This is a genomic window from Streptomyces brevispora, from assembly GCF_007829885.1.
Classification (GTDB): domain Bacteria; phylum Actinomycetota; class Actinomycetes; order Streptomycetales; family Streptomycetaceae; genus Streptomyces; species Streptomyces brevispora.
In genome coordinates this window covers 6,168,987-6,195,917 of sequence record NZ_VIWW01000001.1, presented here as the reverse complement: position 1 = coordinate 6,195,917, position 26,931 = coordinate 6,168,987, and the positions used below count along the sequence as shown (strand labels likewise).

The following is a 26,931-nucleotide window of genomic DNA, read 5'->3' as shown; positions in this document are numbered from 1 at the left end:
AGGAGGTACGCATGACCGGCACCGGCATGACCCACGGTGACCAGCAGGCGCTTGAGACAGGACACCTGCCGCCCTCCGTTCACGGAGTGCGGCTCGTGGGGAGGACCCAGGTCACCAACCCGTCGGGGGCCGGCCTCGAGCGGCACATCTGCGACCTGGCCGCGTACGGAGACCACGCGTTCCTCACGGCCTACCGTGAGCCGACGTGCGAGCGAACCGGCGCCTACGTCATCGACATCAGCGATCCGCAGGCGCCGTTCGAGGTCGAGAGCGCGTTCATGGAGACGACGACGGGCAACTACGTCGGCGAGGGTCCGGGCATCATCGAGATCGACAACGAGTACTTCAGCGGTGTGCTGTTCGTTCACGGCAACGAGATCTACGCCCAGGCCAACGCGCCGGACCCGACCGGGCCGGGCGAGCGGGGCGGCATCAACATCTGGGACATCAGCGACCCGGAGCACGCCCAGCTCCTGGCCGCCCACGCCGGCGACTACACGGACGTGGACGGGTCGTCGCTGACCCAGGCCGTCGAGGTCTACTACGTGTTCCCGTGGACCAACGAGTTCACCGGCCGCACCTACGTCGCCATGGTCACCGTCAAGATCACCACTGATATCTGCATCATGGACATCACCGACCCGCGCAACCCGTCGATGGTCACCTCCCTCGACCTGCGGGTGCCACCGTTCGGTGTCGCACAGGAGTCCCCCGCGGGCCTCAACTCGCTGTTCGCACACGCCGTCAGTGTGCAGCGGACCGGCGACCGCTATGTCATGAGCGCGACGTACTGGGACGGCGGATACGTACTGCTCGACGTGACCGACCCGACGCCGGGCAACGTCTCGATGATCGCTCAGTCCTTCTACGCCGAACTGGACGAGGAGCGGGCGAAGTTCGGGGAACAGGCCGCGCCGGAGGGCAACGCCGAACACTGCGCGCTCTCGCCCGACGCGCAGTATCTGGTGGGCGCCGACGAGAACTACGAAGCGGTGCGCCTGCTCGGCACCATCACGTCGGGGCCGGACGCAGGCCTGGAGTTCACCGCGGCCTGGAGCCCGGACACGGCACCGATCGACGACGTGAACGGCATCTCCGGTACGCCGACCTTCGTCGGCAACGGATGCCCGGGCACGGTGCGGCCCGGCCGCGGAATCGCGCTCATGGAGCGTGACGCCTCGCTGCTGACCGCCGGGTCGAGTCCGGGGTGCTCGTTCCAGGAGAAGCTGGACGCCGTCGCCGCGGCCGGTTACGCGGCGGGCATCGTCTTCAACCGCCAGGGCCCGGACGCGCTCCACCAGTACCCCACGTCGGCCAAGGGACCGATTCCGCTGATCTTCGTCAACCGCCTGACCGGTCTGCGGCTGCTCGGGGTGACCGATGTGACCGAGGAGACGGCCGGCTCGACCGCGACACCGGACGCGCCGGACCTTCCCTCGATCGACCTCAGATCGGTGTTCAACGGATGGGGTTACCTCCGGCTGTTCAAGACCCTCCTCCCGGATGGCGGCGGCTCCCTCGAACAGATCGACACGTACGCCATCCCCGAGTCGCAGGACCCGAAGTACGCGACCGGCTTCGGCGACCTCTCGGCGTCTCACGTCGCAATCGACCCGGACCGCCGGCTGGTCTACGCGACCTTCTACTCGGGCGGGCTCCGCGTCCTGAGCTACGGCCCGGACGGCCTGCGGGAGGTCGGCGCCTACCGCGAGCCCGGCAACGACTTCGTGGGCGTCGTGGTTCACAAGATCGGTGAGAAGAACTACGTCCTGGTCACTGACCGCAACTACGGTCTCTACATCTTCGACGTCTGATCCCGGACCACGAACACACGCTGGTGGCCGGTCCTCTCGGATAACCGGCCACCAGCGTCGTGTCCTGCCCAGAGGTGTTACGGCACTACGGCCAGGCAAGACAGAAGGGGTGACCAGCCGGATCGGCGTACACCCGGAATCCGGTGCGCGCGGCGGGATCGTCGGCCGACTTCACCAACCGCCCACCCAGCTTGATCACTTTCTCGTGCGCGGCTTCGAGGTCGTCGAGGTAGAAGTCGAGATGAACCTGCTGCGACGAGGTCCCACCCGGCCACACGGGCGGCACATAATCGGGCGACAGCTGGACGGCCAGGTGCCACTCCCCCTCGACCCAGACGTTGTGCCACGTGTCCTTCGCCTCGACCACGCCGTCCAACAGCCCAGCCCAGAACGCGCTTTCCGCATCAAGATCTGCCGCCTCGAAAACGATTGTCCGGCGCCTGAAATCCACAAGCCACACCCTCTCAGTCCGAAGTCGTACCAAGCAGAATCATTCTGGCTTCTTCACCCGGCGAAGAGCGGCCTCCGCGGTGCCCCATGTTTTGGGTAATCGCGCGGGCGGCCCGGACCGGCCGCGGCCGGCGGCCGCTAGAGTCGGCCCATGTCCCGTATCGAAGACGTGCCGCCGCCGGAGATCCTGAACCGGCTGCGGACGATCTGCCGGCAGCTGCCCCAGTCGTACGAGGAACCGGCCTGGATCGGTGTGCGCTGGCGGATCCGTACACGGACATTCGCCCACGTCTACACGCCGGACGCGGATCGCTTCCCCGTCTACGCCCCGTACAGGACCGCAGGTCAAGGGCCGGTCGTCATGACGTTTCGCGTATCCGCCGACGACCTGCTCGGCCTGACCGCCGACGGGTTCCCGTTCTTCCGCGCCGACTGGGGTCACAACGTCGCCGCCGCCATTCTCGGTGACCACACCGACTGGACCGAGCTCACCGAACTGATCACCGACAGCTACCTCGAGATGGCCCCGAAGTTCCTCGCCGCCCGGGTCGTCCTCCCGCCACCGATCAGCTGACGGCCGCAGGCCTCGTCGTCCCCGGAATATGCGGCATCGCGAAACTTCATCTCCGGAATTGGCTCCCTACAATCTGATCATGCGTCAATTCCTCGTGCACTGCCTTGTTCTGGTTGCTTTTCTGGGTACAGCCGTCGCACCGGCGAGCGCCGCGACGGCCGTTCCGCATATCCGTGGAACCAGCACGGTGCCCGTCTACTCCTACGCGGACGCGATCCGAGAGAGCGTCTGGGTTCAAACCCCACTGGACAATGACCACGACGGGGTGCCTGACAAGGTGGCGGTGGATGTGGTGCGGCCCCGGGCCGGCAACATCCGGGTGCCGGTCATCATGATGGCGTCGCCCTACAACAGCCGCATCGGCCGCGGCAATGAGAACGAGCCCAAGGAATACGACGCGGCCGGCACGATCGCCAAGCAACCGCTCTTCTACGACAACTACTTCGTGCCGCGCGGGTACGCCGTCATCTCCGTGGACCTGGCCGGCACCGGCCGGTCCACCGGTTGCACGGACATCGACGGGCGCGAAGACACGTGGGGCGCGAAGGCCGCCATCGACTGGCTCAACGGACGCGCGAAGGCCACGTACTCCAATGGGTCACCGGCCGTTGCGACCAGCTGGACCAATGGCCGGGTGGGCATGATCGGCAAGTCGGCGGACGGAACGGTGGCCAACGGCGTAGCGGCTACCGGCGTCGACGGGCTGAAGACCGTCGTGCCGATCGCGGCTACCTCCAGCGGATACGACTACGCGCGCCACAACGGGGTGGTGGTCGGACCGGGCGCCAACGAGTTCCTGTTCAATATGGTCACCAGCCGCCCGGCCGAAGCCTGTGCCCGGACACTGCGGGAACTCAACACCGGCAGCGACGACGCGACCGGCGACTACAACGCCTTCTGGGCGGACCGCGACCTCCGGCCGCACGCGTCGAAGGTACGGGCCTCGGTCTTCCTGGTGCACGGGCTCAATGACGGCAACGTGATGACGAACCACTTCGCCCAGTGGTGGACGGGGCTGAAGGTGCCTCGCAAGATCTGGCTCTCCCAGGCGGGCCACCTCGACCCGTTCGACTTCCGACGCGCCGAATGGGTCGACACGCTGCACCGCTGGTTCGACTTCTACCTGCAGGGCCTGCACAACGGCATCGACCGGGAACCGCAGGTGACCATGGAGACCTCGCCCGGAAAGTGGACCGATCAGCCTGCCTGGCCGGCCCCGGGCGCGCACCGGGTGCAGGTCCGTCTGGGCAACGGCGACGGCGCTGTCGGCACTCTGGGCGGCCGTTCCGGCAAGGGCGAGAGGACCTGGGTGGACAACCCTGATCTGTTCGAGGACGACGTCACAGCCAACCCGAACGATGCGGTCGCCGGTCGGGTCGCCTTCCTCTCCGGGCCGCTGACCCGCGACGTACGGATCTCCGGAACGCCGGCCGCGACCTTGCGCGTCCGGGTGGACCGGCCGACCACCGAGCTCACCGCCCGGCTCGTCGACTACGGCACCATCCCGCGGGTCAACACCATCTACCCCAACGAGGGCATCCGGACACTGGACACCGAATCATGCTGGGGCGCGTCGACCGCAGTCGACGACGCGTGCTATCACGACACTGCCCAGGACGTGGTGACCAGCGACCGCGGCATCCTGACCCGGGGCTGGCAGGACGCCGCACACCGGGTCTCCCTGCGCTTCCGGGTTCCGCTGCAGCCCGGCCGGTGGTACTCGATCACCGTGCCGATGCAGGCCACCGACCAGACCGTCCGGGCCGGACACGTACTGGGGTTGGTCCTGCAGCAGAGCGACTTCGAGTACACGACCCCGACCACCACCGGCGCCACCGTACGACTGGACCTGCGCGGCAGCTACCTGACCCTGCCTGTGGTGGGGAGTGCCGGGTTGCCTCAGCCGGGGGCGACAGCGCCGCGAGTCAAGTCCGCTGCGACCGCCCCAGCAACAAGGGCCATCCACGCAGGAGCTCCTTGATTCCTTGAGGAGGTTGCCGCACCGCCGTCCCGGACCGGCGCCCGGAGCGCGGCTGAACGATACGGCGGCGGGCCACGGCCCGTCGCCGGCGCCCTGGCGTGGGTCCGCCCGCGCCAGGCCGCGCCAGGGGATCACCGATGCTTCGTTGCCGCAGATCTCTCGACCCGGCCGACCAGCCCTCACGCTTGACTATCGCCACGAGACCCGAGCGTGCACCGAGGCGATCCCGGAGGCCCGCGATGTGATCACATCGTGACTCCAGAACTGCAGCTCAGCATGGGTGACATGGGTTGTCGGCACGCACAGGGTCAGTGCGTGCGGCGTCGCAGTCGGCGGCCGAGGAGGACGACCGCGGAGCCGGTGACCATGCAGGCACCGGCGAGGCCGGTCATGCCTGCGGTGCGCCGCGCGGAGCCGGTGTTCGCAAGCGCCGGGCGGTCGGATCCGCTGGCGGTGGCGGCCTGGAGAATCAGGGCGGCGACGGCGTCAGGTTGCGCGATCAGCGACACGTGGCAGGAGTTGATCTCCACTGTGTGGGAGTGGGCGCGTTTGGCCTCGAACCGTTCCTGGTCCGGGTTGATGGTCATGTCCTGCCGGCCGACAAGCGCCCAGGACGGGATGGTCTTCCAGGCCGCGACCTTGGCTGTCTCGGAGAAAGCGGTGGTGGCGGCGGGCCGTTGGGTGTCTGCTAGCAGGTTCGCCTGGCTCATCGGGAGGCAGGCGGCGAAGACCGGGTGCACCTTGTCGCGTTTGAGGTAGAGGTCGGTCCCGCTGACGCCGCCACCTGCCTGGTAGGGCACGGCCTGGGTGGCAGTGCCGAGGGCGCTGGGGAAGCGGGTGGCCAGTGACATGCCGCTCTCGCCCACATCGGGCATCAGCGCCGAGATGTACACCAGGGACTTCACCCGGGCGTTACCAGCCGCGGCCGTGCTGATCACGGCTCCACCGTAGGAGTGACCGGCCAGCACGATCGGGCCCCTGATGCTCTTCAGCACGGAGGCGATGTAGGCCGAGTCACTGTACAGCCCTCGCAGCGGGTTGCCCGCGGCCATGACCTTGTAGCCCTGGTGCTCAAGTCGTTCGATCACCCCGTTCCAACTGGAGCCGTCCGCGAATGCGCCGTGCACCAGCACGATGGTGGGCTTCTCGGCGCTTGCGTCGCCGTCCGCAATGGCCGGGGCCACCGTGACCGCGCACAGGGCGGCAGCAGCGATGCCCGCCGCCGCGACGCGGGTGCACCGTATTCGACGTCGTGAGCCATGGACCACAGATTCCGTCATTCTGGTCTCGCCTTTCTTGGGGGGCTATGGCACATCAGCTTTCATGCATGGGCGCCGCCGGGCCAGGCCATGGCCTCCAGCCGGGTGAAACCGGGTTTCTGGGAGCGGGCGGTGCGCTCGTTGACGACCGCGCCGACGCTGTAGACGCCTCTCGCGCGGCGCGGCCGCAGTAGCCCGAGGTCCGGGTCGACGCCGACCTCGACGAACACGGCGCCGAAGGTGCGGGACGAGACAATCGGTGGGCCCGCGTCGGCGGACGCATCACCGGGCAGGACCATCGCGCCGTTGCCGACCACTTCGTCCACGCTCGCTGCCGAGCCCGATCGTCATGACCCGCTGACCCGGTCAAGGACGCTGGTCCCCAACGTCCCCAAAAATGATCAGGGCCGGTTTCGGATTTCTCCGAAACCGGCCCTGACCTGCGACTGTCTCCAGTCGGGACGACAGGATTTGAACCTGCGACCCCTTGACCCCCAGTCAAGTGCGCTACCAAGCTGCGCCACGTCCCGCTGCGATTCCCTCCCGGTGTCCCCGGGCGGTCGCGCAGGACAAACATTACCTCACTCGGTGGACCGGATCGACGCCCGTGCCTGCTGGGCGCGGGTCGCCAGGGATTCCGCACCGCAGGCCGTGGCCAGCTTGTGCGCCCGGGCGAGCTCTCCCGGGGAGCGGGTCGCGATGCCGTGGTCGACGAGCGCACGTGCCAGTTCGTAGCCGGACGGGGATGCCTCCAGATGGTGGACCGCCTCGCCCAGCAGGTGCGCGGCCTCCTCCGGACGGGCGAAGAGCGAGACGCAGCGCAGGGCCTCGCCGATCGCGGTCTCCGTTCCGAAGCGCTCGGCGTGCACCCGGGCCGAGTTGGCGATCTGGGCGGCGCGGCCGGGGTCCTCGTCTGCCAGTGCGCGTGCCAGGTCGCTGGCCCAGGGGCCCCAGATACCGTTGAATCTGCCGCGCGGCTCAAGGGCCAGGCCGGCGGCCTCCAGCTCGGTGACGGCTTCCTTCATACGGCCTTCGGCGAGCAGCAGGCGGCCCCGGACGCACGGGGCGTCGGGCAGCACCATGGCGCTGGGGTAGGGCAGACCGAAGTCGTACTGGTCGGCGACCTTGCGGGCCTCGGTGACGCGGCCGCGGGCCAGCAGGGTGTCGATGAGCAGACAGGCTGCGTCCCAGTGGACGGGCAGTCCGCTGCCGACACGGTCGGCGAGGCGGAGCCCCTCGCGCAGGAAGCCCTCAGCCTCGGCGAGTCGGCCGCGGCGGCGGTTGACCAGGCCGAGCAGCGTATGGGCGAAGGCCAGGTGGGCGCCGCTCCAGCCGGAGATCTCGAAGGCGCGCACCGCCTCGCCGAAGAGTTCCTCGGCACGGTCGAGCTGGTCGGTGAAGGCGTAGGTGATGCCGAGCAGGGCGGGGAGCTCGAAGCCCCATTCCGTATCCGTCCAGCCGAGGCCGCGGGCGGGGTGGCCGTTGACCAGGGCACGTTCGCAGAGGTCCACGATCAGCTGGGAGTTCTCGCCGCGCAGCATCGCGTCGAAGGCCCGCAGTGTGAGCAGGGCCCGCTCGGCGTTGTCCCGGCCTGTGAGGTGGTCTGCGTTGGCGGCGAGCCGGCGGGAGCGGCCAGGCCCGTCCTCCTCGGTCGCCTGCATGCCCTCCCACAGGAAGTGCGCGGCCTGCAGGCGCATCAGGCCGGGGCCGGGTGCGGTGCGTTCGGCCTCGGCCGCGAGGGCGAGCGCCGCGTCCTTCAGCTGGTTGTTGTGCGACAGCGCGGCGGCAAGCCTGAACGTGGCGTCGACCCGCAGGCCGTCGGCGAGACCGGGAAGGTCGAGCGCGGCCCGCAGATGCTGCACCGTGGTGGGCGGCGAGCTGAGCAATGTGGCACAGCCCAGTTCGTAGAGCAGGGTGGCACGCGTATCGGGGAGGGGTGGTTCCTGAAGGGCCCGTTCCAGACAGCGGCGGGCGGCCTCGGGGGCACCGACCGCGAGGTGCTGGTTGGCGGCTGCGCGGAGTTGCTCGACCAGCTCCTGGTCGTCGTCCGGATGGACTTCGAGCAGGTGCCGGGAGGCCGCGGCGGGGCCGAGACCGGCCCGGGTGATAGCCCAGGCCGCCCTGCCGTGCATGGCGGTGCGGGTGGCCGGCGGAATCGAGCGGTACACGGCGGTGGCGATCAGCGGGTGCACGAACTCCAGCGGGTCGAAGCCGGTGACTATGCGGGCCTCGCGCAGCCGGGCCGTGCAGTCCGCCGCCTCGGCGGGACTCATTCCGGCCAGGGTGGCGGCGAGGTCCTGGGAGATGTCGGTGCCGAGGACTGCGGCGGCCCAGGCGAACCGGTTGGCGTTGGTGCCGAGCCGTTCGAGCCGGGCCACGAGTCCGCTGCCGCGGGCCGACGCACCGAGTTCGCGCAGCAGCCCGGCGGACTCCTCCAGCGGGGCCAGCTCGCCGTCCTGGACCTTGGCGACGAGTTCCACCGCCTCGTAGGGGTTGCCGCCGGTGACGGCCCAGACCTCGCGGCAGAACGGGTCGTCGGCGTGTTCGCCGAGACCCACACGGACCAGTTCCGCGGTGGCGTCCGGGGTGAGGGCCCGCAGGGCGACCCGCACCTGCGCCGGATGACCGCCCGCAGCGGTGCGCGCCGCCTCCCGGGCCGCGAGCTCTTCCGGGCGGTGTGCCTGGACGACCAGGACCGGCAGTTCACCGAGGCGGGCGGTGAACGAGGCCAGCCAGGCGAGGGATTCACCGTCGGCCCAGTGCGCGTCGTCGATGACGAGCAGCAGCGGGCGATGTCTCAGCCGGGAGGCGAGTCGTGAGACGACCCAGTCGAGACCGTCGCGCACACCCTGCGGATCGGGCTGCGGACCGGTCGGCTCGACGAGTCCCAGAGCTGGTGCGGCGATCTCGTACCAGGCCCCGAACAGGGCACGTACGTCATCGGTGGGGAGCTGCTCCAGTGCGGGCTGCAGCAGTTGACGCACGACGTGGAACGGCACGGAGGTGACGGTCTCGCCGCCACGTGCGGACCAGACGGTGCACCGGTCGGCTGCCATGGCCTGGATCTCGGCCAGCAGTGCCGTCTTGCCGATGCCTGCTTCGCCGCTGAAGATCAACAGCCCGCCGGCCGCCTGCGCTCCGCAGAGTGCGTCGACGGCTTGTGCGGCAGCGGCGAGTTCCGGTTCGCGCTCGTACAGCAGCCGGGACGGCTTCATGCCTACCCTCCCCCAAAGTGGTACGGACAACTGTCGAGAATAGTCGTGCGCGGGGGCCCGCCAACAGTGGTTCGGAGAGTTCGCCGCAGGTGCGGGGCACAATCAGGGGGTGAACGAGACTCGCAGGGACCGCGACACCGAAGGCCGGGCGCACAACGCGCGCCCCCGCGACGGGTTGGGGCGCCCCTTGCCGTACGGGGCGCCGGGTGTGGCGCGGCAGCCCGAGGGCGTGGTCCGCACTCCGGCGGAGACAGTGCGGGAGGCGCAGCGGCTGCTGGACGCCGGGATGCCGTTCCATGCCCATGAGGTTTTCGAGGACGCGTGGAAGTCTGGCCCGGTGGCGGAACGGGAGTTGTGGCGCGGGCTGGCCCAACTGGCTGTCGGGCTGACCCATGCCGCCCGGGGCAATGTGACGGGCGGGGCGCGGCTGCTACGGCGGGGCGCGGCAGCGCTCGCGGAGTTCACCGAGATCATCGACGTCACTGACGTCACCGAAGTCACCGAAGTCACCGAGCACGGTCATCCCGGCGCATCCGGGGGGCTGAGCGAGGCCGGGACCGTGAGCGCGGCCGGGGGGCCGAGCGCAGCCGCTGACTCCCCCGACTCCGCCGGGTCCCCGACGCACGGAATCGGCGTCGGTGCGCTCATCGGCTGGGCGCGGGAGCTGGCCGGGCGGGTGGAGGGCCCGGGCGCAGGACCCGTGGACGCGGCCGTCGAGGCGCCTCGGTTGCTGGCCGGCCGCCGGTAGCCGGACGTCGGCGGACGCCGGACGCGCGTCCTTTCCCTCCCCTTGACCGAGAGCGGTGAACAGGGCCGCGCGAAGCTATTACCATCCCGCGTCATGAGCACTTCTGACCAGGACCAGGCCGTGGACACCCCGATAGCCGCACCGATCGCCGCACCCGACACCGAGGAGCGGCGGCTGACGCCACGTCAGGCAAGACGGCTGCGCATCGTCCTGTCCTCCGTCGGCATGGCCGCGATGGCGGTCGTCCTGGGACTGCGGATCGCAAGCCGGTCCTCCGTCCTGGTGGTCGGGGTGTACGGGCTGGCGCTGATTCTGTGCGGGATCGTGATCGAGCTCAGCAGGAACGGCCGTACGCGGCTCGGCAGTTGGCTGCTGGGGATCGGACTGGTGGCGGCGATCGGTTCGGACTGGCTGCTGATCCCCTGATCCCTGGCCACCCCGCTCCGACCTGACCTGACCGCTGCCGTCCGCTCCGCGGTCAACGCACGGAGATGCGTACGGTGTCGCCGCGCGGATCCGCCCGGTCCAGCCAGTCGGCGGACAGATGGAACGGGTGTCCTGGCCGGGCGGGCAGCAGCATCCGTTGCCGGTGCAGCAGTCGCCCGTTCTGACGGACCACGAGCATGGGGGCGGTCAGCCGTCGTTCGGTGCGCAGGACGAAGCGGTTGTTCAGTGGCCGGTCGCCGTCGGGGCCGATGAGATTGGGCGCGATCCAGGTCAACGGGGCGGCGACCGCGAGCGTCACCTGGCCGACGGGCCAGGGACCGCCGGCCAGGTGGCGCAGCACGGGGGCGGCGACGGCCCGTCCCTCGGCCGCCGCGGTGCCGGCGCTCTCCACGCCGTGCAGCAGATTCCCGACGGCGAAGACACCCTGTTCGCCGGTGCGGTACGAGGCGTCGTGGGCGGGGCCGCGGGTGCCGGGGTCCAGGTCGACCGCGCCACGCCGTGCCAGTTCGTGGTCGGGGATCCAGTCACCCGTGAAGACCACGGTGTCGCAGCGCAGCGTCGTGGTCCGGCCGTCGTGGTGGCGCACCGTGACCCCGGTGAGCCGCGCGCGGCCGGTCAGGCCGGTCACGGTGGTACGGCTGAGTACGGGGGCGCCGGGCCGTCGGCGTAGCGCGGCGAGAGCCGTGGCCGGATGGCCGGTCACCAGGGCGGCCACCTCGACTCCGGCGATACGCAGGGTGTCGGCCGCCGCGTGGCTGACGGGTTCGTCGCCGACGACCACCGCGCGCGTTCCGATGTGCTGGTGGTGGAGGTGGACGGCCTGCTGGAGTTCCCCGGTGGTGTAGACGCCCGTGGGGCGGGTGCCGGGGACGAGCCGGGCGCTGCGGGGGCGTTCCCGGGCGCCGGTGGCGAGGACCACGGCGCGGGCGGTGATCCGTTCGAGTCCGCCCGGCCCGGTGGCGTCGAGGGTACGGGGTCCGGCCCAGCCCGTGACGGTGATGCCGGTGCGCAGGGTGGCGCCGGCCCGCTCGGCGGCGGCCGTGCACCGCAGGGCGTAGTCGGGACCGCTCACGTCACCACTGCCACTGCCACCGCGGCGGCTGCCGAATCCGCCGTGGTGGCAGTGGCGCGGGATGCCGCCGGCGCTCTGCTCACGCTCCAGTACCTCGACGCGCGTCCCGGACGCGGCGAGTGCGGCCGCCGCGCCGAGTCCGGCCGGGCCCGCTCCGACGACCAGTACGTCGACCGTGCGCTCGCGGCGGGTCATGTCCGCGTCCCCTCGATCAGTGCGCGGAGCCCGGCCCCGCAGTGGAAACCCTGACAGCGCCCGTTGCCGGCCCTCGTCCGGCGCGCCAGCCCTTCGGCCGAGCGCGGCGGCAGCACGGAGTCCAGTGCGTCGCGGATCTCGCCCGCGGTGACGCGTTCGCAGTGGCAGACCACGGTGCCGTAGGCGGGGTCCCGGGCGATGAGTCCGGCGTTCAGGTAGGGGCGGTCGCTCACCTCGCCGAGGCCCGGCATGGTGAGGGGCGGCAGTTCGGCCGGGGCTCCCAGGTCGAGGCCGGTCCGGTCGAGGAGGGCGGTGACGTGTCCGGCGATGGCCATGGAGGCGGTCAGCCCGGTGGACCGGATGCCGCCCACGGCGATGTAGCGCCGGTCCGGGTACTCCTTGATCCGGTAGTCCTCGTGGCCGGTGGCCGCGCGAAGCCCCGCGTAGACGGCGGTGATCTCCTCGTCGATCAGCCGCGGCAGGATTCTGCGGCCCTTCTCCCGCAGCAGCGCGAGTCCGTCCTCGGTGGACTCGGTGGCGGCCTTGTCGTCGAGGTCCTCGGCCGTGGGGCCGAGCAGCACGTTGCCGAAGACGGTCGGTGCCACCAGGACGCCCTTCCCCGCCGCGGTGGGGACCGGGAGCAGGATGTGGTGGACGAGATCGCGGGCGAGTTTGTCGTAGACGATGAGCTGTCCGCGGCGCGGTGTGACGGTGAACGCGTCGTGCCCGAGCAGGCGGTCGATCGCGTCGGCGTGCAGTCCGGCGGCGTTGATCAGCTGACGGGTGCGGAGCGGGCCGCGGGTGGTGGTCAGGGTGTGGATGTCCTGGCTGGACTCGATGCCTGTGACGCGGCAGTCCAGGTGGAGATGGACGCCGGCCAGGAGGGCCTGGGTGGCGAAGGCGAGCGGGGTCGTCCAGGGGCAGATGACGGACTCGTCGGGAATCTCCAGTGCGCCGAGCGCGCCCGGCCCCAGGTGCGGTTCGAGCTCGGCGAGCCGGGCCGCGTCCAGAAGTCGGGCCGCGTGGTAGCCGTTCGCCTCGGCCTTCGCCAACAGTGCGGGGAGTGCCGCGAGTTGTTCCTCGTCCCAGGCGACGAGGAGGGCGCCGACACGTTCGACGGGGATGCCCGTCTCGACGGCGTACGCGGTGAGCCGGCGCTGTCCCTCGCGTACCAGTCGGGCCTCCAGCGAACCGGGCACGGCGTCGAACCCGGTGTGCAGGATCGCGGTGTTGGCCTTGGACGTGCCGTTGCCGATGTCGTCCGAGGCCTCGACGAGGGCGGTACGGACGCGGTAGCGGGCCAGCTCACGGGCGATCGCGGCGCCGACCACTCCCGCGCCGATGACCGTGACGTCGTACGGCAGGCCGGCGGGCAGCGGCTGCCCGGCCCTTGTGACGGTGTAGGTCATCGGGCGGTCCTGGTACGCCGGCGACTCGTCCTGGTGGACGATCGGCTCGTTCGGGTACGTGATCGGCCGGTCCGGGCCGTTGTCACGACCGCTCCAGGAGGGTGTCGACGGCCGCGCGGAATCCGGCGAGGCGCTCGGCGGCCTCGTCGGGGCCGATCCTCGGCTCGTACACCGCGGCCGGTTCCCAGTCGGGGACGGCCTGGCGGAGCGAGAGCCCCGGATCGAGGCCGAGCCGGGCCACGGCCCCTACGCCGAGCGCGGTGACGTCGGGCAGTGCGGACACTTCGACGGGCCGTTGCAGCAGGTCGGCCTGGGTCTGCATGAGCAGTGCGGAGCGGGTCAGCCCGCCGTCGACGCGCAGCACCCCGGGGCGCTCTCCCAGATCGGCCGCCACCGCTTCGGCCAGCTCGGCCACCTGTGCGGCGATGCCCTCGCACAGGGCCCGCACCAGATGCCCCGCGGTGGTGTCCAGGCTCAGCCCGGTCACCGAACCCCGCAGGTCGCCGCGCCACCAGGGGGCGGCGAGTCCGGCGAGCGCCGGTACGAAGGTGACGCCCCCCGAGTCGGGGACGGAGCCGCCGACCGGGTCGAGGTCGGCGGCTCCTGAGATCACCTTGAGGTCGGTGAGCCAGCGCACCGCGGACGCCGCCGTGTAGACCTGTCCGTCCAGGCAGTAGCTGGTCTGCCCGCCGAGCCGCCAGGCCACACAGCTGACCAGTCCGGTGGTGCTGCGCCGCGGCACCTGGCCGGTCTGGGCGAGGAGGAACGCGCCGGTTCCGTAAGTGCACTTGGCGGTCCCCGGATCCAGCGCGCTCTGTGCGAGCAGGGCGGCCTGCTGGTCGACGAGGAGGCCGGTCAGCGGGAGCTCGCCCCCGAACGCGGTCGTCGTTCCGAACACTCCGGCTGCGTCGACCACCGAGGGCAGGCGTTCGCCGCCCAGGCCGAAGATGTCCAGGGCGGCGGGTGACCAGCCGACCCGGTCGAGATCGAGCAGCTGGGTGCGCCCGGCCGTCGCCGCGTCCGTGACGAACTCACCGGTGAGCCGGTGGACCAGCCATGAGTCGCTGGTGGTGACGACTCCCTCGCGGGTCAGTTCCCGGCGGATCCAGGCCATCTTCGGTGCGGCGAAATACGGGTCGAGGGGCAGCCCGGTAATTTCTTTCAACTCTTCTTCATGCGACGCGAGTTCGGCACACACCCCGGCGGCTCGCCGGTCCTGCCAGACAATCGCCTCGGTGAGCGGCCTTCCGGTGTCCGGGTCCCACGCGAGCACGGTCTCGCCCTGATTGGCGAGCCCGACGGCAACGACCGACTCACCCGCTTCGGCCAGTGCCCGCGTTCCGGCCTCGACGACCGAACCGAACAGCTCGGCCGGGTCCGCCTCGACCACTCCGCCGGCGCCGAATCCGGGGCGTACGGGAGCCGAACCGGAACCGATCACGCCACGCTCCGGACAGATCACCAACGCCTTGGTGCCGGAGGTCCCCTGGTCCACGGCGAGTACCGGACCTGTCATCGGCTCTCCAGTGGTACGCAAGCTCCAGCGCTTGAACGGAATCGTGATCTTCGGTTGCGGGAACCCAGGGTGGTGCAGCCCAGCGGTTACGTCAAGCGTCCCCAAATCGTACGTCCGGAACTTCCCTTCAACGCTCAACTTCCCGCATACCCAAGTGACTTGAATAAGATCCATGAATCATTCGGGGGTTCGACGCAACGGGCCCTACACTCACCGCCGAGCAACAAACGGACGCTTTACAGCAGTTCATATTTCAACAGCTGCTTCACCCCCCACGTCCTAGAGGATCGATGAGACCGACAGCACGCCCCGAGCACATCCATGGCCAACGGTGATTTCCGGCCGGTTTACCATCCGGCCGGCCACGACAATGAACTCCGTTCCGCGTTACAGGACTTACGGACCGGGCGCTGGCTCTCCATGCGCGATCTGCTGGAGCGAACCCCGGACTGGGCCCTGTGGACCCAGCGCACCCAGGTGCTCGGAGCGGTCGCCGCGGGCTCGGACGCGGTACAGGCCTGGCTGACCGAGGAGCCCCGGAGTGTCGCCGCAGCCGTGATGCACGCCCGGGTCGTCGTGGAGCGGGCCGTCCGCGCCCACCGCGAGGGACACCGCCGCGCGCAGGAACTGTGGCAGCAGGCCTGGGAGGCGTGCCGCTCGGCCGCACACGCCTCGCCCGCGGACCCGGTGCCCTGGGTGTGCCTGCTGGCCCTCTCCCAGCTGGACGAACGCCAGCGGCTGGAGGAGCACCGGCTGCATCCGCCGGGACCGATGCTCTTTCCCGGTCCTTGGGGTCTGCTGGCGGAGGCGGACAAACGCGATCCGTACAACCGCGAGGCCTACCACCGGATGCTGCAGTTCGTCTATGCGCGCAAGGCCGGCGGCGCCCTCTCCGAAGCGGTCAACTTCGTTCAGTGGGCATCCTCTTCGGCGCCCGACGGGTCCGCTCTCCACGCGCTTCCGCTGTATGTGAGGGTCGAGCGGTACCGCCGCGAACAGGGCCATGAGAAGGCACTGGACCTGCACTGGGTCACCGAGGACGCAGAGCGCGACGCCGTCCGCGCTCTGGACATCTGGTTCCTCCGCACGTCCGCGCAAAGCCACACCCTGCTCGACCTCAACTATCTGGCGCACGCCCTCTGGGGTGCGCTCCAGTTCGCCGACGCGGCACCGGTGTTCAGGGAGCTCGGCCCCTACTTCACCTCACTGCCCTGGGCGTACCGCACCCGCACGCCCAAGGACCCCGGGGGCGCCGAGGAAGTGTTCCTGCGCGCCCGCAGCCGCGCCCTGGCCGCGGCCCGCGATCCGGGACGGGGCCCGCACGGCTGAGCCGGAACCCGTATCTCCCCCTCCTTCCTCAATTCTCTTTCCGTCTCCCGCACCGTCACCGCTCACGGAGGTCCCCCATGTCCATATCCACCTCGACCCAGACGGGTTCCGAGGCCGACGCACCCAAGGACGAGGAGCAACGACTGCGCGAACTCGGCTACCAGCCGGTGCTCGCGCGCCGGATGGGCGGCTTCGGCAATTTCGCCATCAGCTTCTCCGTCATCTCGATTTTGTCCGGCTGCATGACCCTGTACGGCTTCGGCATGTCCACCGGCGGGCCGGCCGTGATGCTGTGGGGCTGGGCCGGGGTCGGTCTGTTCGTGCTCTGCGTGGGCATGGCACTCGCCGAGGTCACCAGCGCGTACCCGACGTCCGGCGCGCTCTACTACATGGCCGACCGGCTCGGCGGCCGCAAGTGGGGCTGGTACACCGGGTGGCTGAATCTGCTCGGGCTGCTCGGTGCCATCGCCGGTATCGACTACGGTGCCGCGCTGTTCACCGGTGCGCTGATGAATCTGCAGTGGGGATTCACCCCCACTCCGGGCAAGACAATGATCATCTTTCTGTGCATCCTGTTCCTGCACGCCGTACTGAATCTCTTCGGTGTCCGGCTCGTCAGCGTGCTCAACTCGATCAGCGTGTGGTGGCATCTGGCGGGTGTCGCCGTGATCGTCACCGTGCTGGCGATCGTCCCCTCGCACCACCAGTCGCCGTCGTTCGTCTTCACCGAGTTCGTCAACAACACCGGCTGGGAGAACCCGCTCTACGTTGCCGCGATCGGTCTGCTACTGGCCCAGTACACCTTCTGCGGCTACGACGCCTCCGCCCACCTGTCGGAGGAGACCTCGAACGCCTCGGTCTCGGCGGCCCGCGGCATCGTCCGCTCGATCTGGGTCTCGTGGGTGGCCGGCTTCGTGCTGCTCGCCGGGCTGACGTTCGCGATCCAGGACTACGCGGGCACCCAGAGCAGCGCCACCGGAGTGCCGCCCGCCCAGATCCTGATCGACGCGCTGGGCACCTCGGGCGCCACGGCCATGCTGCTGATCGTGATCGCGGCCCAGCTGTTCTGCGGCAACGCCGAGGTCGCCGCCGCCAGCCGGATGGTGTTCGCCTTCAGCCGGGACAACGCGCTGCCGGGCTCCGCGCTGTGGCGCAAGGTGAGCGCCCGCACCCAGACCCCGGTCAACGCGGTGTGGCTGTCGGTCGTCGTGGCCGGACTGCTCGCCGTGCCGTCGCTGTACTCCGCGACCGCGTACGGAGCGGTGACCGCGATCAACGTCATCGGCATCACTCCCGCCTACGCGATACCGATCTTCCTGAAGCTGCGCGCCGGTGACCGGTTCGAGCGCGGGCCGTGGCACCTGGGCCGCTGGTCGAAGCCGATCGGCTGGATCGCCGTGGTGTGGGTCTCCCTGGTGACCGTGCTGTTCCTGCTGCCGCAGTCGTCGCCGGTGACGATCGACTCGATGAACTACGCGTCGATCGCGCTGGTCGCCGTGCTGGTGCTGGCCACCGTGTGGTGGTTCGTCGCACGGAGTTCGTACAGCACGCCGTCCGCGTACGGCAACGCCCGTGAGCAGGCGGAGATCGAGGAAGGCATCATCTGATCCCCCGGCCGCCACCGGCAGCCGGCCCTTCCGGATCACCGCGATCCGGAAGGGCCGCCGTCAGTTCAGGAGCAGTTGAAGACCGCCCAGCACGGTCGCCCCGATGACGAGGCGTTCGAAGAGCGTCTGATTGATCCGGTCCACGCACTTCCGGCCGATCCAGGCGCCGGGGAGCACGAACAGCAGCATGCACGCGTCGAGCAGCAGTGACTGCGCGTCGATCAGCCCGAGGCCCACGCTGAAGGGCACCTTGGACGTGTTGACGATCAGGAAGAACCACGCCGAGGTGCCGAGGAAGCCGAGCTTGCGGAATCCGGCGGAGAGCAGATACAGCGACATGACGGGGCCGCCCGCGTTGGCGACCATGGTGGTGAAGCCGCCGAGCACCCCGTACGAGCGGGCCTTCAACCGCTCGACCGCGGCCGGCGGGCCCGTGTCCGCCGGCGGCTCCGCGCTCCCGGCCGCGGTGCGGCGCCGCCAGATCGTGACTCCGGCCATGAAGACCAGGATCGCGCCGATCGAGGTCCGTACGGCGGCGTCACCGGCCCACATCATGAACAGCGTGCCCGCCACCACACCGACGGCGACGGCCGGGAAGAGCCGCAGCAGCGTCGGCCAGTGCGCGTGACGGCGGTAGGTGAGTACGGCGAGCACATCACCGGCGATGAGGATCGGGAGCAGCACTCCGGTGGACTCGCGGGCGGGGAGCACCGCCGCGAAGACCGCGAGACTGATCGTATTGGCACCGCTGACAGCAGTCTTGGAGAAGCCGACGAGCGCGGATGCCGCGGCCAGTGCCGCCAGTTGCCACAGGGTGAGAGTGTCCATGCCAGGAGCAGATCGTAATCCCTCGCGACTTTCGGCCTTTGTCCAGGGCGGGGAGCGGCATGACTAAGCTGCGCTCCAAGCGCTCACAGGAAGCGTTCAAACGCACAATGCCCAGCGGTACGGCGAGGGGGCCAGCAGCATGCGGGAGCCGGTTGAACTCAGGCGTCAGCGGATCATGGCGGTGGTGGAGTCGCGCGGCGCGGTCAAGGTCAGCGTGCTCGCCGCCGAACTGGACGTCTCCGTGGTCACGGTGCGGCGGGATGTCGAGGAGCTGACCCGGGCGGGGCGGCTGCGGCGCGGCCACGGCGTGGCCCGGCCGTTGCGGGATCCGGCGGTCACCGGGGAGATGCCGGCCCCGCGGGGAAGTGAGCAGGCCGGGGAGGGCGGTGCGGTCGCCATCGTCGTACCGGAGCGGCATTCGTACCTGTACGAGACGCTCCACGGCGCCCGGACGGTGCTGGAGGAGTCCGGGATCCGTATCGCGCTGCACATCGCGCCGCAGTCGGCCGGTGCCGAACGGCCGTTGGTGGAGCGCGCGCTGGCCGACGGGGCGCGCGGGCTGCTGATCGCGCCGCGCTGGCGCAACGCACTGTCCGAGGAGCTGGACCACGGCTGGCTGGCGGACGTGGGGGTGCCGACCGTGCTGATGGAACGGCGGCCCCGGCCGGGCAGCGCTCTGCACGCTCTGGACTCCGTCTGTTCCGACCACTGGTACGGGACGCACCTCGCCGTGGAGCACCTGGTATCGCTGGGCCATCGCCGGATCGTGCTGGCCGCCCGTGACGACAGCCCGACGGCACGCACCGTACGGGCCGCGTTCGCCCATATCGCGGCCGCCCGTCCCGAGGTGGAGGACTGGACGGTGGTGCTGAGTTCGCCGAACGCGGTGCCCGGACCGGGCCCGTCCGGGGCGGAACCGGCGCCGGGCGCCTCCCCCGCGAGCGTCGGCCCCGCGCTCGACCTCGCCGCGCTGCTGCGCGAGCGTGGCGCCACGGCGGCGGTGCTGCACGGCGATGTGGACGCCCTGATGCTGGTGCAGCGCCTGGCCGAGAACGGTGTGCAGGTGCCCCGCGACTGCTCGGTGGTGGCGTACGACGATGTGGTCGCGGCCCTGGGCAGCACACCGTTGACCGCGGTGGCACCGCCCAAGGCGGAGATCGGCAGGGCCGCCGCCGAGCTGCTGCTCCACCGGCTTTCCGGAGCGGCCGGGGCGTCCGGCCCGGTGCGCCGGACGGAGTTGCTGCCGGAGTTGAAGGTACGTGGATCGGCGCAGGCGGTCACTCCCACCACCGACTGATCGTTTGACCGCTTCAATTTTCTTCTGATCGATCTATTGACCGCTACCGATCAGCCGAACAGGATTCCCCGTGTCCTCCATCAGGAGCCGACCAGAACCTGTATCCCGTCAGCCTCGGTCTGTACACCTGGAACAGCTCCGCCACCGTCTCGCCCGAGTACTACCCGGTGGTGATCATCGGTTCACTGCTCGCGGTCCTGCCGTTGATCCTCGCCTTCGCGCTGCTCCAGCGCTTCTGGAAGTCGGGGCTCGCGCGGACGCCGTCAAGTAGCCGAACCCGTCCACACCTCATCCCCGTACCAGGAGAAAGATGCCCACCACCCCTGCCGCGCGGCGCCGGCCGCGTGCCGCCGTCGCCATGAAGCCGGATGCCGCGGCCGCCCTGCTGGACAACCATTCGCTGGCCGCACTGTCCGAGGTGTGCGACCTCGCGCCGCTGCCCGTGCTCGACGACTTCACCACCGACCGGGCCCGCGCCGTACTCGCGGACACGGAGTTGCTGGTCACCGGCTGGGGCTGTCCGCCCGTCGACGAGGCGGCGCTGGCCGCGGCGCCCCTGCTGCGCGCCGTCGCGCACACGGCCGGAAGCGTCCGCGGACACATCACCGAGGCCTGCTGGGAGCGCGGCATCGAGGTGTCGTCGGCCGCCGCCGCCAACGCCCTGCCGGTCGCGGAGTACACCGTCGCGATGATCCTGCTCTCCGGCAAACGGGCCCTGGAACGGGCCCGCGACTACCGGGTCGAGCGCCACCGCGACGACTGGCTGGCCACCTCCCCGGAGGTGGGCAACTACGGCCGGACCGTGGGCATCCTGTCGGCCTCGCTCATCGGCCGCCGGGTCGTCGAACTGCTGCGGCCCTACGACTTCCGGGTGCTGCTGCACGACCCGTACGTCTCCGACGAGGAGGCTGCCGCACTCGGTGTCCGGCCGGTGGGGCTCGCTGAACTGTTCGCGCACAGCGACGTGGTGAGCGTCCACACCCCGCTGCTGCCCGCCACCCACGGACTCGTCAGCCGTGAACTGCTGGAGTCCATGCGCCCGGACGGCGTGCTCCTCAACACCTCGCGCGGCGCCGTCGTCGACCAGGAAGCGCTGACCGAGATCCTGCTGCGCAACCGCATCCGGGCGGTCCTCGACGTCACCGACCCCGACACGCTGCCGGCCGCCCACCCCCTGTGGGGGTGCGAGAACGCCCTGATCACCCCGCATCTCGCGGGCTCCCAGGGCAACGAGTGGCGGCGGCTCGTCGATCTGGCCGTGAGCGAGACCGAACGCTGGGCCGCGGGCGACGGATTCGCCCATCCCGTACGACGTGAAAGGCTGGCTTTCCTCGCATGACCCACGCGCACCCGAACTCCCCGCTGGAGCTCCCCGCCGACGACCGGGTGACCGGCCCGTACACCGGTTACACCCGCGCGCACTGGGAAGCGGCGGCGGACGGACTGCTGAAGGCTGCCTGGCAGTGGGCCACCCCCGGCAGCGCCCTGCTCGACCTGCCGGGACGCCCCTCCGTGTCCGGCGTCCGCTCCGACGGCCTGGAGGGGTACGCGCGCACGTTCCTCGCCGCCGCCTTCCGGGTCGCGGGCGCGGACGGCAAGGACCCGCACGGCTGGCTCGACCGGTACGCCGACGGGCTCGCCGCCGGAACCCGCACACCGGGGCGGGACGACACCGAGTCCTGGCCACTGATCCGGGACCACTCCGTGTTCGGCCAGCCCATGGTGGAGTCCGCCTCGGTCGCCATCGGGCTGCGGCTCACCCGGCCGTGGCTCTGGGACCGGCTGGACCCGGCGGTGCAGGACCGCGCCGAGGAGTGGCTGCGCGGCGCCCTGCGGCACACCCCCGCACCGAACAACTGGTACCTGTTCCCCTACTCGGTGGCCGGTTTCCTGGAGTCGGTGGGCCGCGGCGACGCGGAGACGGCCCGTGCGAGGCAGCGGGCACTCGACCTGCTGGAGGGCTGGTACCGCGGTCAGGGCTGGTACGCGGACGGCGACGGCCGCGCCTTCGACCACTACAACGGCTGGGCCCTGCACCTCTACCCCGTGCTGGACGCCCATCTGTCGGGTGACTCCGAGCTGTCCGCACACTACGGGGCACGGCTGCGCGAGCACCTGGAGAGCCTGTCGCTGCTGTTCGGCGGGGACGGTGCGCCGATCCACTTCGGCCGTTCGCTGTCCTACCGGTTCGCGGCCGGTTCGGCCGTCGGTCTCGGTGCGCTCACCGGGCACACCCCGCTGACGCCGGGCACGTCCCGGCGGGTGATCAGCGGGGCGCTGCGCTACTTCCTGGACCGCGGCGCGACCGGCACCGACGGGCTGCTGAGCCTGGGGTGGCACGGACCGCACGACGCGACGATCCAGCACTACTCGGGTCCGGCCTCCCCCTACTGGGCGTCCAAGGCCTTCGTCTCACTGCTCGCCCCGGCGGACCACCCGCTGTGGACGGCCACCGAGGAGCCGGCCCCGAGCGAGGGACCCGACCGGGTGCTCGCGCTGCCCGCGCCGGGACTGCTCGTCCAGTCGACGCGGGCGGACGGGATCGTCCGGCTGCACAACCACGGCAGCGACCATGTCCGGCCGCACGAGGGCGAGTCGGCGGTACAGGACGACCCGCTCTACAGCCGTCAGTCGTACTCGACGGTGACCGGCCCGACCGCACGGGGGAACGCGGCCGACAACCACCTGGCCGTCGTCGTCGCCGGGGCCCGCAGCGACCGCCGCGCGATCCACCCGCTGGGCGCGGGCGGGGGCGACGGCTGGGGCTGGGCCGCCTCCTGGCACCGCCCGGTGTTCGCCGGCGGAGCGCCGATGGTGCCGGGGCTGCGGGTGGAGAGCGTGACCGTGGTCCGTGGCCGGTACGAACTGCGGGTGCACCGGGTGCTGGGTGCTCCGCCCGGCGCCCGGGTGGAGCAGACGGGCTGGGCGACCGGTCCCGGATCCGCGGTGACGTCGGCGCTGCACGCCCTGCACGGCTGGGAGTCCCTGGACGAGGTACGGGCTCCGCAGGGCACGGCGTACACGCCCTGGGCGGTGCTGCCCCGGCTGGGGGCGGACGCGGAGGGCACGGTGGTGCTGGTCGCGCTCGCCTCGCTCACCGCGGAACCCGGCGCCGACGCGCTCGACGCGGTGGTGAGCGGGGTGAACGTCGACGGGCACACGGTCGAGGTGAACTGGGCCGAGGACGCGGCGACGACCCGTATCGGACTCGGGCCGGTGACCGTCGACCACGGCTGAGGCCGGACCGGGAGCAGGGCGGGGGTGCGCGGCAGCGGGCCCCCGCCCCCTCATACGTCCGTGCGGATCACGACGGCCAGGGTGCGCGGGCCGTGTACGCCCTCCACCCGTTCCAGTTCGATGTCGGAGGTGGCCGACGGTCCGCTGATCAGCGTCGTCGGCCGCTCCGGCACCAGCCGGGCCACCGCCTCCGGAACGCCCACCTGCACGGTCGACAGATCGACGACGCAGACATGCAGATCGGGCACCAGCGACAGTGCCCGGCGCCCCTGGTCGGGCGATCCGTCCAGGAAGATCGTGCCGGTCTCGGCGCAGCCGACGGCCGAGGCCGTGACGACACCGTCGAGGGCGTCCAGCCGCGGTGCCGGAATATCGGCGGAGTCCTGCCGCACCTCGCCGTCGTATGCGGTGAGCCACCGCGGGTCGAGTCCGGCGGGCACCCCGATCCGGCGGGCGCCCCGTTCCCGCAGCACCGCGGCGACGACCTCGGCGGTGCGGTCGGCTGTGCAGGGGTGGACCTGGGCCTTGTAGTCGACGAGCCGGTCGGTGAACAGGGCCAGCCGCTCCGCGTCGGGGAGGATCCGGCCGGTGCGGTAGGCACGCGGGACCGGGGTGTCGGTGGCGGGCGCGAGAGCCAGGGCGTCCCGCACGCGGCCGAGCACCGTTTCGCGAGCGGTCGTCACTTCTCCTCCTCCTGCTGCTGGTTGCGCGAGTGTTCGTCGGCGGCCGCCCGCATGGTCGCCGCTCCCTCGGCCGAGGCCAGCCAGGAGCGGAAGGTCTGCCTGGGCGGGGCCGGGGTGTCACGGCTGTCGCTCCAGCCGTTGAACGGCGGAGGCAGACGGGAGATCTTCCCGTCACGTCCGGCGATGACGCGGCCGAGCCCCGACACCTTCTGCGCGGCGGTGAAGAGCTTCGGCCCCTTCATCACACCGGCCGCCGCCTTCATGGCGAGCTTCTCGGCCGTGGTACCGGACTGCTCGGTGTGCTGGTGGCGCAACTCGACCAGCAGCGACGGAATGTCGATCTTGACCGGGCAGGCGTCGAAACAGGCCCCGCAGAGGCTGGAGGCGTACGGCAGCGAGCTGTTGGGGTCGTCCTTGGCGGCGTGCATTCCGGCGAGCTGCGGGGTGAGGACGGCGCCGATCGGTCCGGGGTACGTCGATCCGTAGGCGTGTCCGCCGGCGCGCTCGTACACCGGGCAGACGTTGAGACAGGCCGAGCAGCGGATGCAGTTGAGTGCCTCGCGACCGATCCTGTCCGCGAGCGCGGCGGTGCGCCCGTTGTCGAGAAGCACCAGGTGGAAGGTCTGCGGCCCGTCGCCCGGGGTGACTCCGGTCCACATCGAGGTGTACGGGTTCATCCGCTCCCCGGTGGAGGAGCGCGGCAGCAGTTGCAGGAAGACTTCCAGGTCCTGGTAGCGCGGCAGCACCTTCTCGATGCCCATGACGGTGATCAGGGTGTCGGGCAGGGTCAGGCACATCCGCCCGTTGCCCTCCGACTCGACGACGGACAGGGTGCCGGTCTCGGCGATGCCGAAGTTGGCTCCCGAGACGGCCACCTTCGTCGTCATGAACTTCTCGCGCAGGTAGGCGCGGGCCGCGGCGGCGAGATGCGCGGGCACGTTGTCCAGGGACGGATCCACACCCGGGATCTCCTTGAGGAAGATCTCCCGGATCTCGTCCCGGTTGCGGTGGATCGCGGGCACCAGGATGTGCGAGGGCTTGTCGTGGGCGAGTTGCACGATGAGCTCGGCGAGGTCCGTCTCGTACGGGGTGATGCCGATGGATTCGAGGTGCTCGTTGAGCCCGATCTCCTGGGTGGCCATCGACTTGACCTTGATGACCTCCTTGCTCCCGGTCTCCTCGACCAGCCGGGCGACGATCTCGTTGGCCTCGCCGCCGTCCCGCGCCCAGTGGACCGTTCCGCCGCGTTCGGTGACCTTGCGCTCCAGCCCCTCCAGGAGTTCGGGGAGCCGGTTCATGGTGTCGGTCTTGATGGCCGATCCCGCGTCGCGCAGTTCCTCCCAGTCGGGCAGCTCGCCGGTGACGTCGAGGCGTTTGGCGCGGATGGTGCGGGTGGCCCTGCCGAGGTTGCGGCGCAGTTGTCCGTTGCCCAGGTCGTCGTGGGCCGCCGCGGGGAACGTCCGGTCGCCGCGCAGGTTGCCCGTCCCGTACGGGGAGCGGGGCGGGGTCGCGGGCATGCCGAGAAAGGTGCTGCTCATCGGGCGGCCTCCATCGGGAGATGCGGCGAGGTGCGGGTGGCGGAGAGGATCTGCGCCAGGTGCAGGGTGCGGGTGCCGGAGCTGATCCGGGAGAGTCCGCCGCCGATGTGCATCAGACAGGACGAGTCGCCGGCGGTGCACACATCGGCTCCGGTGGTGGCGATGTTGCGCATCTTGTCCTGGAGCATCGCGGTCGACGTGTCGGCGTTCTTGAGGGCGAAGGTGCCGCCGAATCCGCAGCAGGCGTCGGCCTCGGGCAGCTCGACCAGATCGATCGAATCGACGGCCCGAAGCAGCCGCAGCGGCTTGTCACCGACCCTGAGCATGCGCAGGGAGTGACAGGTGGGGTGGTACGTCACCCGGTGCGGGAAGTACGCGCCGACATCGGTGGCGTCCAGCACATCGACGAGGAACTCCGACAGTTCGTACGTCTTCGCCCTGACGGTGGCGACACCCGCGCGCAACGCCGCGTCGCCGTACCGTTCGGCGACGAGTGCGTGCTGGTGGCGGACCGAGCCGGCGCACGATCCCGACGGCATGACGACGGCCTCGATGGAGGCGTCACCGAACTGCTCGGCGAAATTGCGCACCAGCGGTACGGGTTCGCGCTGGTAGCCGGTGTTGACGTGCATCTGGCCGCAGCAGGTCTGCCCCGGCGGGAACACCACGCCGTGCCCCAGGCGCGCGAGCAGCACCGCGGTGGATTTCACCGCCTCGGGGAAGAGGGTGTCTCCCAGACAGGTGGCGAAGAGTCCGATGCGCATGGGTCTCCCCGATCATTTCTCTGCGTGATGTTCGGCGCTTTTTATGGTCCGACCATACTATCCTCAAGCCGGACCCCGGAAGAGGCCGACGCGCGCGGACGGCCGATCCCCTCTGGTGGCGCTCCACGCAGAAGCCGCCGCGGCGCCCGGGGCAGCGGGCATCGCGACGGCTCAGGTCAGGCGTCAGGGGGTGTGCGTCAGGCGTCGGCTTCAGGCGGTGGGCTTCTCGTCGACCAGCGTGCCGTGCAGCCCGCGGATGTGCGTCTCGACCACATCGGCAGCCCGAGCCCCCTCGCCCGCGCGCACCAGACGCAGCAGCTCGATGTGGTCGGCGTTGAGCGCGGCGGCCGTGGCCGGCCAGTCCTCCGCCGCCTCCAGGGCGCGCAGGATCAGCGGCCGGACCGACTCCCGCACCGCGGAGGTGAGGGTGGAGGTCAGCTCGTTTCCGGAGCTACGGGCGATCCTGACGTGGAACCGGGTGTCCAGGTCGTTGAACTCCGGCACCTCGACATCCGGCTCCCCCATCCGCACGACCAGCGCCTCGGCCTCGTCCAGATCGGCCGCGCAGGCGTGCAGTGCGGCGGCCTCGAAACTGGACCGCTCCAGGACCACGCGCGCCTCCAGCACGTCCTCCAGGCTGTAGCTGCCGAGGGCGAAGTGAAGCCTGAGCAGCCGGCCGAGCGCACCTTCGGGGTTGCGGACGATCCGCGCCCCGGCGTCCGGACCCCGGCCCGGCTGCGCCACCAGGACGCCGATGGTCTCCAGCACCCGCAGCGCCTCGCGCAGCGCGGAGCGGCTCACACCAAGGACCGGGGCGAGCTCCCGCTCGGGCGGCAGCCGGTCGCCGGCCTTGAGCTCACCGGCGAACACCCGCTGCTCGATGCTCTGGAGCACCAGCTCATGTGTGCGCGACTGCCGTACGGGCTGCCATTCGACGGGCATCCGCCACCCCCTGCCGCGGCCGGGGC

General features: G+C 70.7%; 22 protein-coding genes, 1 tRNA gene and 1 pseudogene. 11 read left to right on the top strand and 13 right to left on the bottom strand.

Features of this window, described 5'->3' with window-relative positions; all coding sequences use genetic code 11:
• The first annotated feature begins 11 nt into the window (after positions 1–11).
• A complete protein-coding gene (locus tag FHX80_RS28500; RefSeq protein WP_145766817.1) occupies positions 12–1,814 on the top strand; it encodes a PA domain-containing protein in 1,803 nt (600 codons plus the stop codon).
• 85 nt (positions 1,815–1,899) lie between these two features.
• Here the strand turns inward: FHX80_RS28500 and FHX80_RS28495 are convergent, their stop codons facing one another.
• Positions 1,900–2,265 (bottom strand): VOC family protein, encoded by a 366-nt coding sequence (locus tag FHX80_RS28495; protein ID WP_145766816.1) that lies wholly within the window; start codon positions 2,263–2,265, stop codon positions 1,900–1,902.
• Between the two features lie 150 nt (positions 2,266–2,415).
• On the opposite strand from FHX80_RS28495, the gene FHX80_RS28490 reads away from it, so the two are divergent.
• Both FHX80_RS28490 and FHX80_RS28485 read left to right on the top strand, forming a co-directional pair.
• Positions 2,416–2,838 (top strand): MmcQ/YjbR family DNA-binding protein, encoded by a 423-nt coding sequence (locus tag FHX80_RS28490; RefSeq protein ID WP_145766815.1) that lies wholly within the window; start codon positions 2,416–2,418, stop codon positions 2,836–2,838.
• Between the two features lie 79 nt (positions 2,839–2,917).
• On the top strand, positions 2,918–4,819 hold the full coding sequence (locus tag FHX80_RS28485) for a Xaa-Pro dipeptidyl-peptidase (protein WP_145766814.1): 1,902 nt from the start codon (positions 2,918–2,920) through the stop codon (positions 4,817–4,819).
• Between the two features lie 308 nt (positions 4,820–5,127).
• Here FHX80_RS28485 and FHX80_RS28480 read toward each other — a convergent pair whose 3' ends face one another.
• From FHX80_RS28480 to FHX80_RS28465, 4 genes are all read right to left on the bottom strand, one after another.
• A complete protein-coding gene (locus FHX80_RS28480; protein WP_145766813.1) occupies positions 5,128–6,099 on the bottom strand; it encodes an alpha/beta fold hydrolase in 972 nt (323 codons plus the stop codon).
• 41 nt (positions 6,100–6,140) lie between these two features.
• Entirely contained in the window at positions 6,141–6,404 is a 264-nt protein-coding gene (locus FHX80_RS28475; RefSeq protein WP_244318485.1) for a molybdopterin-dependent oxidoreductase, read from the bottom strand.
• 130 nt (positions 6,405–6,534) lie between these two features.
• Positions 6,535–6,608, bottom strand: a tRNA-Pro gene (locus FHX80_RS28470).
• A gap of 51 nt (positions 6,609–6,659) precedes the next feature.
• Complete coding sequence (locus FHX80_RS28465; protein WP_145766812.1) at positions 6,660–9,293, bottom strand: ATP-binding protein; 2,634 nt, start codon at positions 9,291–9,293, stop codon at positions 6,660–6,662.
• A gap of 109 nt (positions 9,294–9,402) precedes the next feature.
• Between FHX80_RS28465 and FHX80_RS36865 the strand changes: the two genes are divergently transcribed.
• Both FHX80_RS36865 and FHX80_RS28455 read left to right on the top strand, forming a co-directional pair.
• Positions 9,403–10,041: a DUF309 domain-containing protein gene (locus FHX80_RS36865; RefSeq protein WP_145766811.1), complete on the top strand. Its 639-nt coding sequence runs from the start codon at positions 9,403–9,405 to the stop codon at positions 10,039–10,041.
• A gap of 93 nt (positions 10,042–10,134) precedes the next feature.
• Positions 10,135–10,467 carry a hypothetical protein gene (locus FHX80_RS28455; protein WP_145766810.1) on the top strand — a complete coding sequence of 111 codons (333 nt, stop codon included), beginning with the start codon at positions 10,135–10,137 and terminating at the stop codon, positions 10,465–10,467.
• A gap of 52 nt (positions 10,468–10,519) precedes the next feature.
• On the opposite strand, the gene FHX80_RS28450 is transcribed toward FHX80_RS28455, so the two are convergent.
• The 3 genes from FHX80_RS28450 to FHX80_RS28440 all read right to left on the bottom strand — a co-directional run bounded on the left by FHX80_RS28450 (position 10,520) and on the right by FHX80_RS28440 (position 14,680).
• The gene (locus FHX80_RS28450; protein ID WP_145766809.1) at positions 10,520–11,755 is read right to left on the bottom strand and encodes an FAD-dependent oxidoreductase; all 1,236 of its coding nucleotides are present in this window, start codon (positions 11,753–11,755) and stop codon (positions 10,520–10,522) included.
• Positions 11,752–13,164, bottom strand: coding sequence for an NAD(P)/FAD-dependent oxidoreductase (locus FHX80_RS28445; RefSeq protein WP_145766808.1), 1,413 nt, complete (start codon positions 13,162–13,164; stop codon positions 11,752–11,754). The genes FHX80_RS28450 and FHX80_RS28445 overlap by 4 nt, the downstream gene beginning before the upstream one ends.
• Before the next feature lie 82 nt (positions 13,165–13,246).
• Positions 13,247–14,680, bottom strand: coding sequence for an FGGY family carbohydrate kinase (locus FHX80_RS28440; RefSeq protein ID WP_145766807.1), 1,434 nt, complete (start codon positions 14,678–14,680; stop codon positions 13,247–13,249).
• A 321-nt stretch (positions 14,681–15,001) separates the two neighbouring features.
• Between FHX80_RS28440 and FHX80_RS28435 the strand changes: the two genes are divergently transcribed.
• On the top strand, positions 15,002–16,009 hold the full coding sequence (locus tag FHX80_RS28435) for a hypothetical protein (protein ID WP_145766806.1): 1,008 nt from the start codon (positions 15,002–15,004) through the stop codon (positions 16,007–16,009).
• Positions 16,010–16,086: 77 nt separating this feature from the next.
• Positions 16,087–17,616: an amino acid permease gene (locus FHX80_RS28430; protein WP_145766805.1), complete on the top strand. Its 1,530-nt coding sequence runs from the start codon at positions 16,087–16,089 to the stop codon at positions 17,614–17,616.
• Positions 17,617–17,676: 60 nt separating this feature from the next.
• On the opposite strand, the gene FHX80_RS28425 is transcribed toward FHX80_RS28430, so the two are convergent.
• Complete coding sequence (locus tag FHX80_RS28425; protein ID WP_145766804.1) at positions 17,677–18,444, bottom strand: sulfite exporter TauE/SafE family protein; 768 nt, start codon at positions 18,442–18,444, stop codon at positions 17,677–17,679.
• Between the two features lie 139 nt (positions 18,445–18,583).
• Between FHX80_RS28425 and FHX80_RS28420 the strand changes: the two genes are divergently transcribed.
• From FHX80_RS28420 to FHX80_RS28405, 4 genes and pseudogenes are all read left to right on the top strand, one after another.
• A complete protein-coding gene (locus tag FHX80_RS28420) occupies positions 18,584–19,741 on the top strand; it encodes a substrate-binding domain-containing protein (protein ID WP_145766803.1) in 1,158 nt (385 codons plus the stop codon).
• Between the two features lie 86 nt (positions 19,742–19,827).
• Positions 19,828–19,992, top strand: a pseudogene (locus FHX80_RS36060) (carbohydrate ABC transporter permease); the annotation flags it as partial.
• Positions 19,993–20,051: 59 nt separating this feature from the next.
• Complete coding sequence (locus FHX80_RS28410; RefSeq protein WP_145766802.1) at positions 20,052–21,080, top strand: hydroxyacid dehydrogenase; 1,029 nt, start codon at positions 20,052–20,054, stop codon at positions 21,078–21,080.
• Positions 21,077–22,978, top strand: coding sequence for a DUF2264 domain-containing protein (locus tag FHX80_RS28405; protein WP_145766801.1), 1,902 nt, complete (start codon positions 21,077–21,079; stop codon positions 22,976–22,978). Before FHX80_RS28410 ends, FHX80_RS28405 begins: the two co-directional genes overlap by 4 nt.
• A gap of 50 nt (positions 22,979–23,028) precedes the next feature.
• On the opposite strand, the gene FHX80_RS28400 is transcribed toward FHX80_RS28405, so the two are convergent.
• The 4 genes from FHX80_RS28400 to FHX80_RS28385 form a co-directional block, all read right to left on the bottom strand.
• On the bottom strand, positions 23,029–23,661 hold the full coding sequence (locus FHX80_RS28400) for a LutC/YkgG family protein (protein WP_145766800.1): 633 nt from the start codon (positions 23,659–23,661) through the stop codon (positions 23,029–23,031).
• Complete coding sequence (locus tag FHX80_RS28395) at positions 23,658–25,199, bottom strand: LutB/LldF family L-lactate oxidation iron-sulfur protein (RefSeq protein ID WP_145766799.1); 1,542 nt, start codon at positions 25,197–25,199, stop codon at positions 23,658–23,660. Before FHX80_RS28395 ends, FHX80_RS28400 begins: the two co-directional genes overlap by 4 nt.
• The gene (locus tag FHX80_RS28390) at positions 25,196–25,963 is read right to left on the bottom strand and encodes a (Fe-S)-binding protein (RefSeq protein WP_145766798.1); all 768 of its coding nucleotides are present in this window, start codon (positions 25,961–25,963) and stop codon (positions 25,196–25,198) included. Before FHX80_RS28390 ends, FHX80_RS28395 begins: the two co-directional genes overlap by 4 nt.
• A 210-nt stretch (positions 25,964–26,173) precedes the next feature.
• Positions 26,174–26,905: a FadR/GntR family transcriptional regulator gene (locus FHX80_RS28385; protein WP_145766797.1), complete on the bottom strand. Its 732-nt coding sequence runs from the start codon at positions 26,903–26,905 to the stop codon at positions 26,174–26,176.
• Positions 26,906–26,931 lie beyond the last annotated feature (26 nt).

Coding starts and splice junctions, on each gene's coding strand:
- FHX80_RS28500 (WP_145766817.1), top strand. CDS start 12: ATGACCGGCACCGGCATGACCCACGGTGACCAGCAGGCGCTTGAGACA.
- FHX80_RS28430 (WP_145766805.1), top strand. CDS start 16,087: ATGTCCATATCCACCTCGACCCAGACGGGTTCCGAGGCCGACGCACCC.
- FHX80_RS28480 (WP_145766813.1), bottom strand. CDS start 6,099: ATGACGGAATCTGTGGTCCATGGCTCACGACGTCGAATACGGTGCACC.
- FHX80_RS28440 (WP_145766807.1), bottom strand. CDS start 14,680: ATGACAGGTCCGGTACTCGCCGTGGACCAGGGGACCTCCGGCACCAAG.
- FHX80_RS28410 (WP_145766802.1), top strand. CDS start 20,052: ATGCCCACCACCCCTGCCGCGCGGCGCCGGCCGCGTGCCGCCGTCGCC.
- FHX80_RS28465 (WP_145766812.1), bottom strand. CDS start 9,293: ATGAAGCCGTCCCGGCTGCTGTACGAGCGCGAACCGGAACTCGCCGCT.
- FHX80_RS28490 (WP_145766815.1), top strand. CDS start 2,416: ATGTCCCGTATCGAAGACGTGCCGCCGCCGGAGATCCTGAACCGGCTG.
- FHX80_RS28445 (WP_145766808.1), bottom strand. CDS start 13,164: ATGACCTACACCGTCACAAGGGCCGGGCAGCCGCTGCCCGCCGGCCTG.
- FHX80_RS28450 (WP_145766809.1), bottom strand. CDS start 11,755: ATGACCCGCCGCGAGCGCACGGTCGACGTACTGGTCGTCGGAGCGGGC.
- FHX80_RS28455 (WP_145766810.1), top strand. CDS start 10,135: ATGAGCACTTCTGACCAGGACCAGGCCGTGGACACCCCGATAGCCGCA.
- FHX80_RS28390 (WP_145766798.1), bottom strand. CDS start 25,963: ATGCGCATCGGACTCTTCGCCACCTGTCTGGGAGACACCCTCTTCCCC.
- FHX80_RS28435 (WP_145766806.1), top strand. CDS start 15,002: ATGGCCAACGGTGATTTCCGGCCGGTTTACCATCCGGCCGGCCACGAC.
- FHX80_RS28385 (WP_145766797.1), bottom strand. CDS start 26,905: ATGCCCGTCGAATGGCAGCCCGTACGGCAGTCGCGCACACATGAGCTG.
- FHX80_RS28485 (WP_145766814.1), top strand. CDS start 2,918: ATGCGTCAATTCCTCGTGCACTGCCTTGTTCTGGTTGCTTTTCTGGGT.
- FHX80_RS28405 (WP_145766801.1), top strand. CDS start 21,077: ATGACCCACGCGCACCCGAACTCCCCGCTGGAGCTCCCCGCCGACGAC.
- FHX80_RS28425 (WP_145766804.1), bottom strand. CDS start 18,444: ATGGACACTCTCACCCTGTGGCAACTGGCGGCACTGGCCGCGGCATCC.
- FHX80_RS28395 (WP_145766799.1), bottom strand. CDS start 25,199: ATGAGCAGCACCTTTCTCGGCATGCCCGCGACCCCGCCCCGCTCCCCG.
- FHX80_RS28420 (WP_145766803.1), top strand. CDS start 18,584: ATGCGGGAGCCGGTTGAACTCAGGCGTCAGCGGATCATGGCGGTGGTG.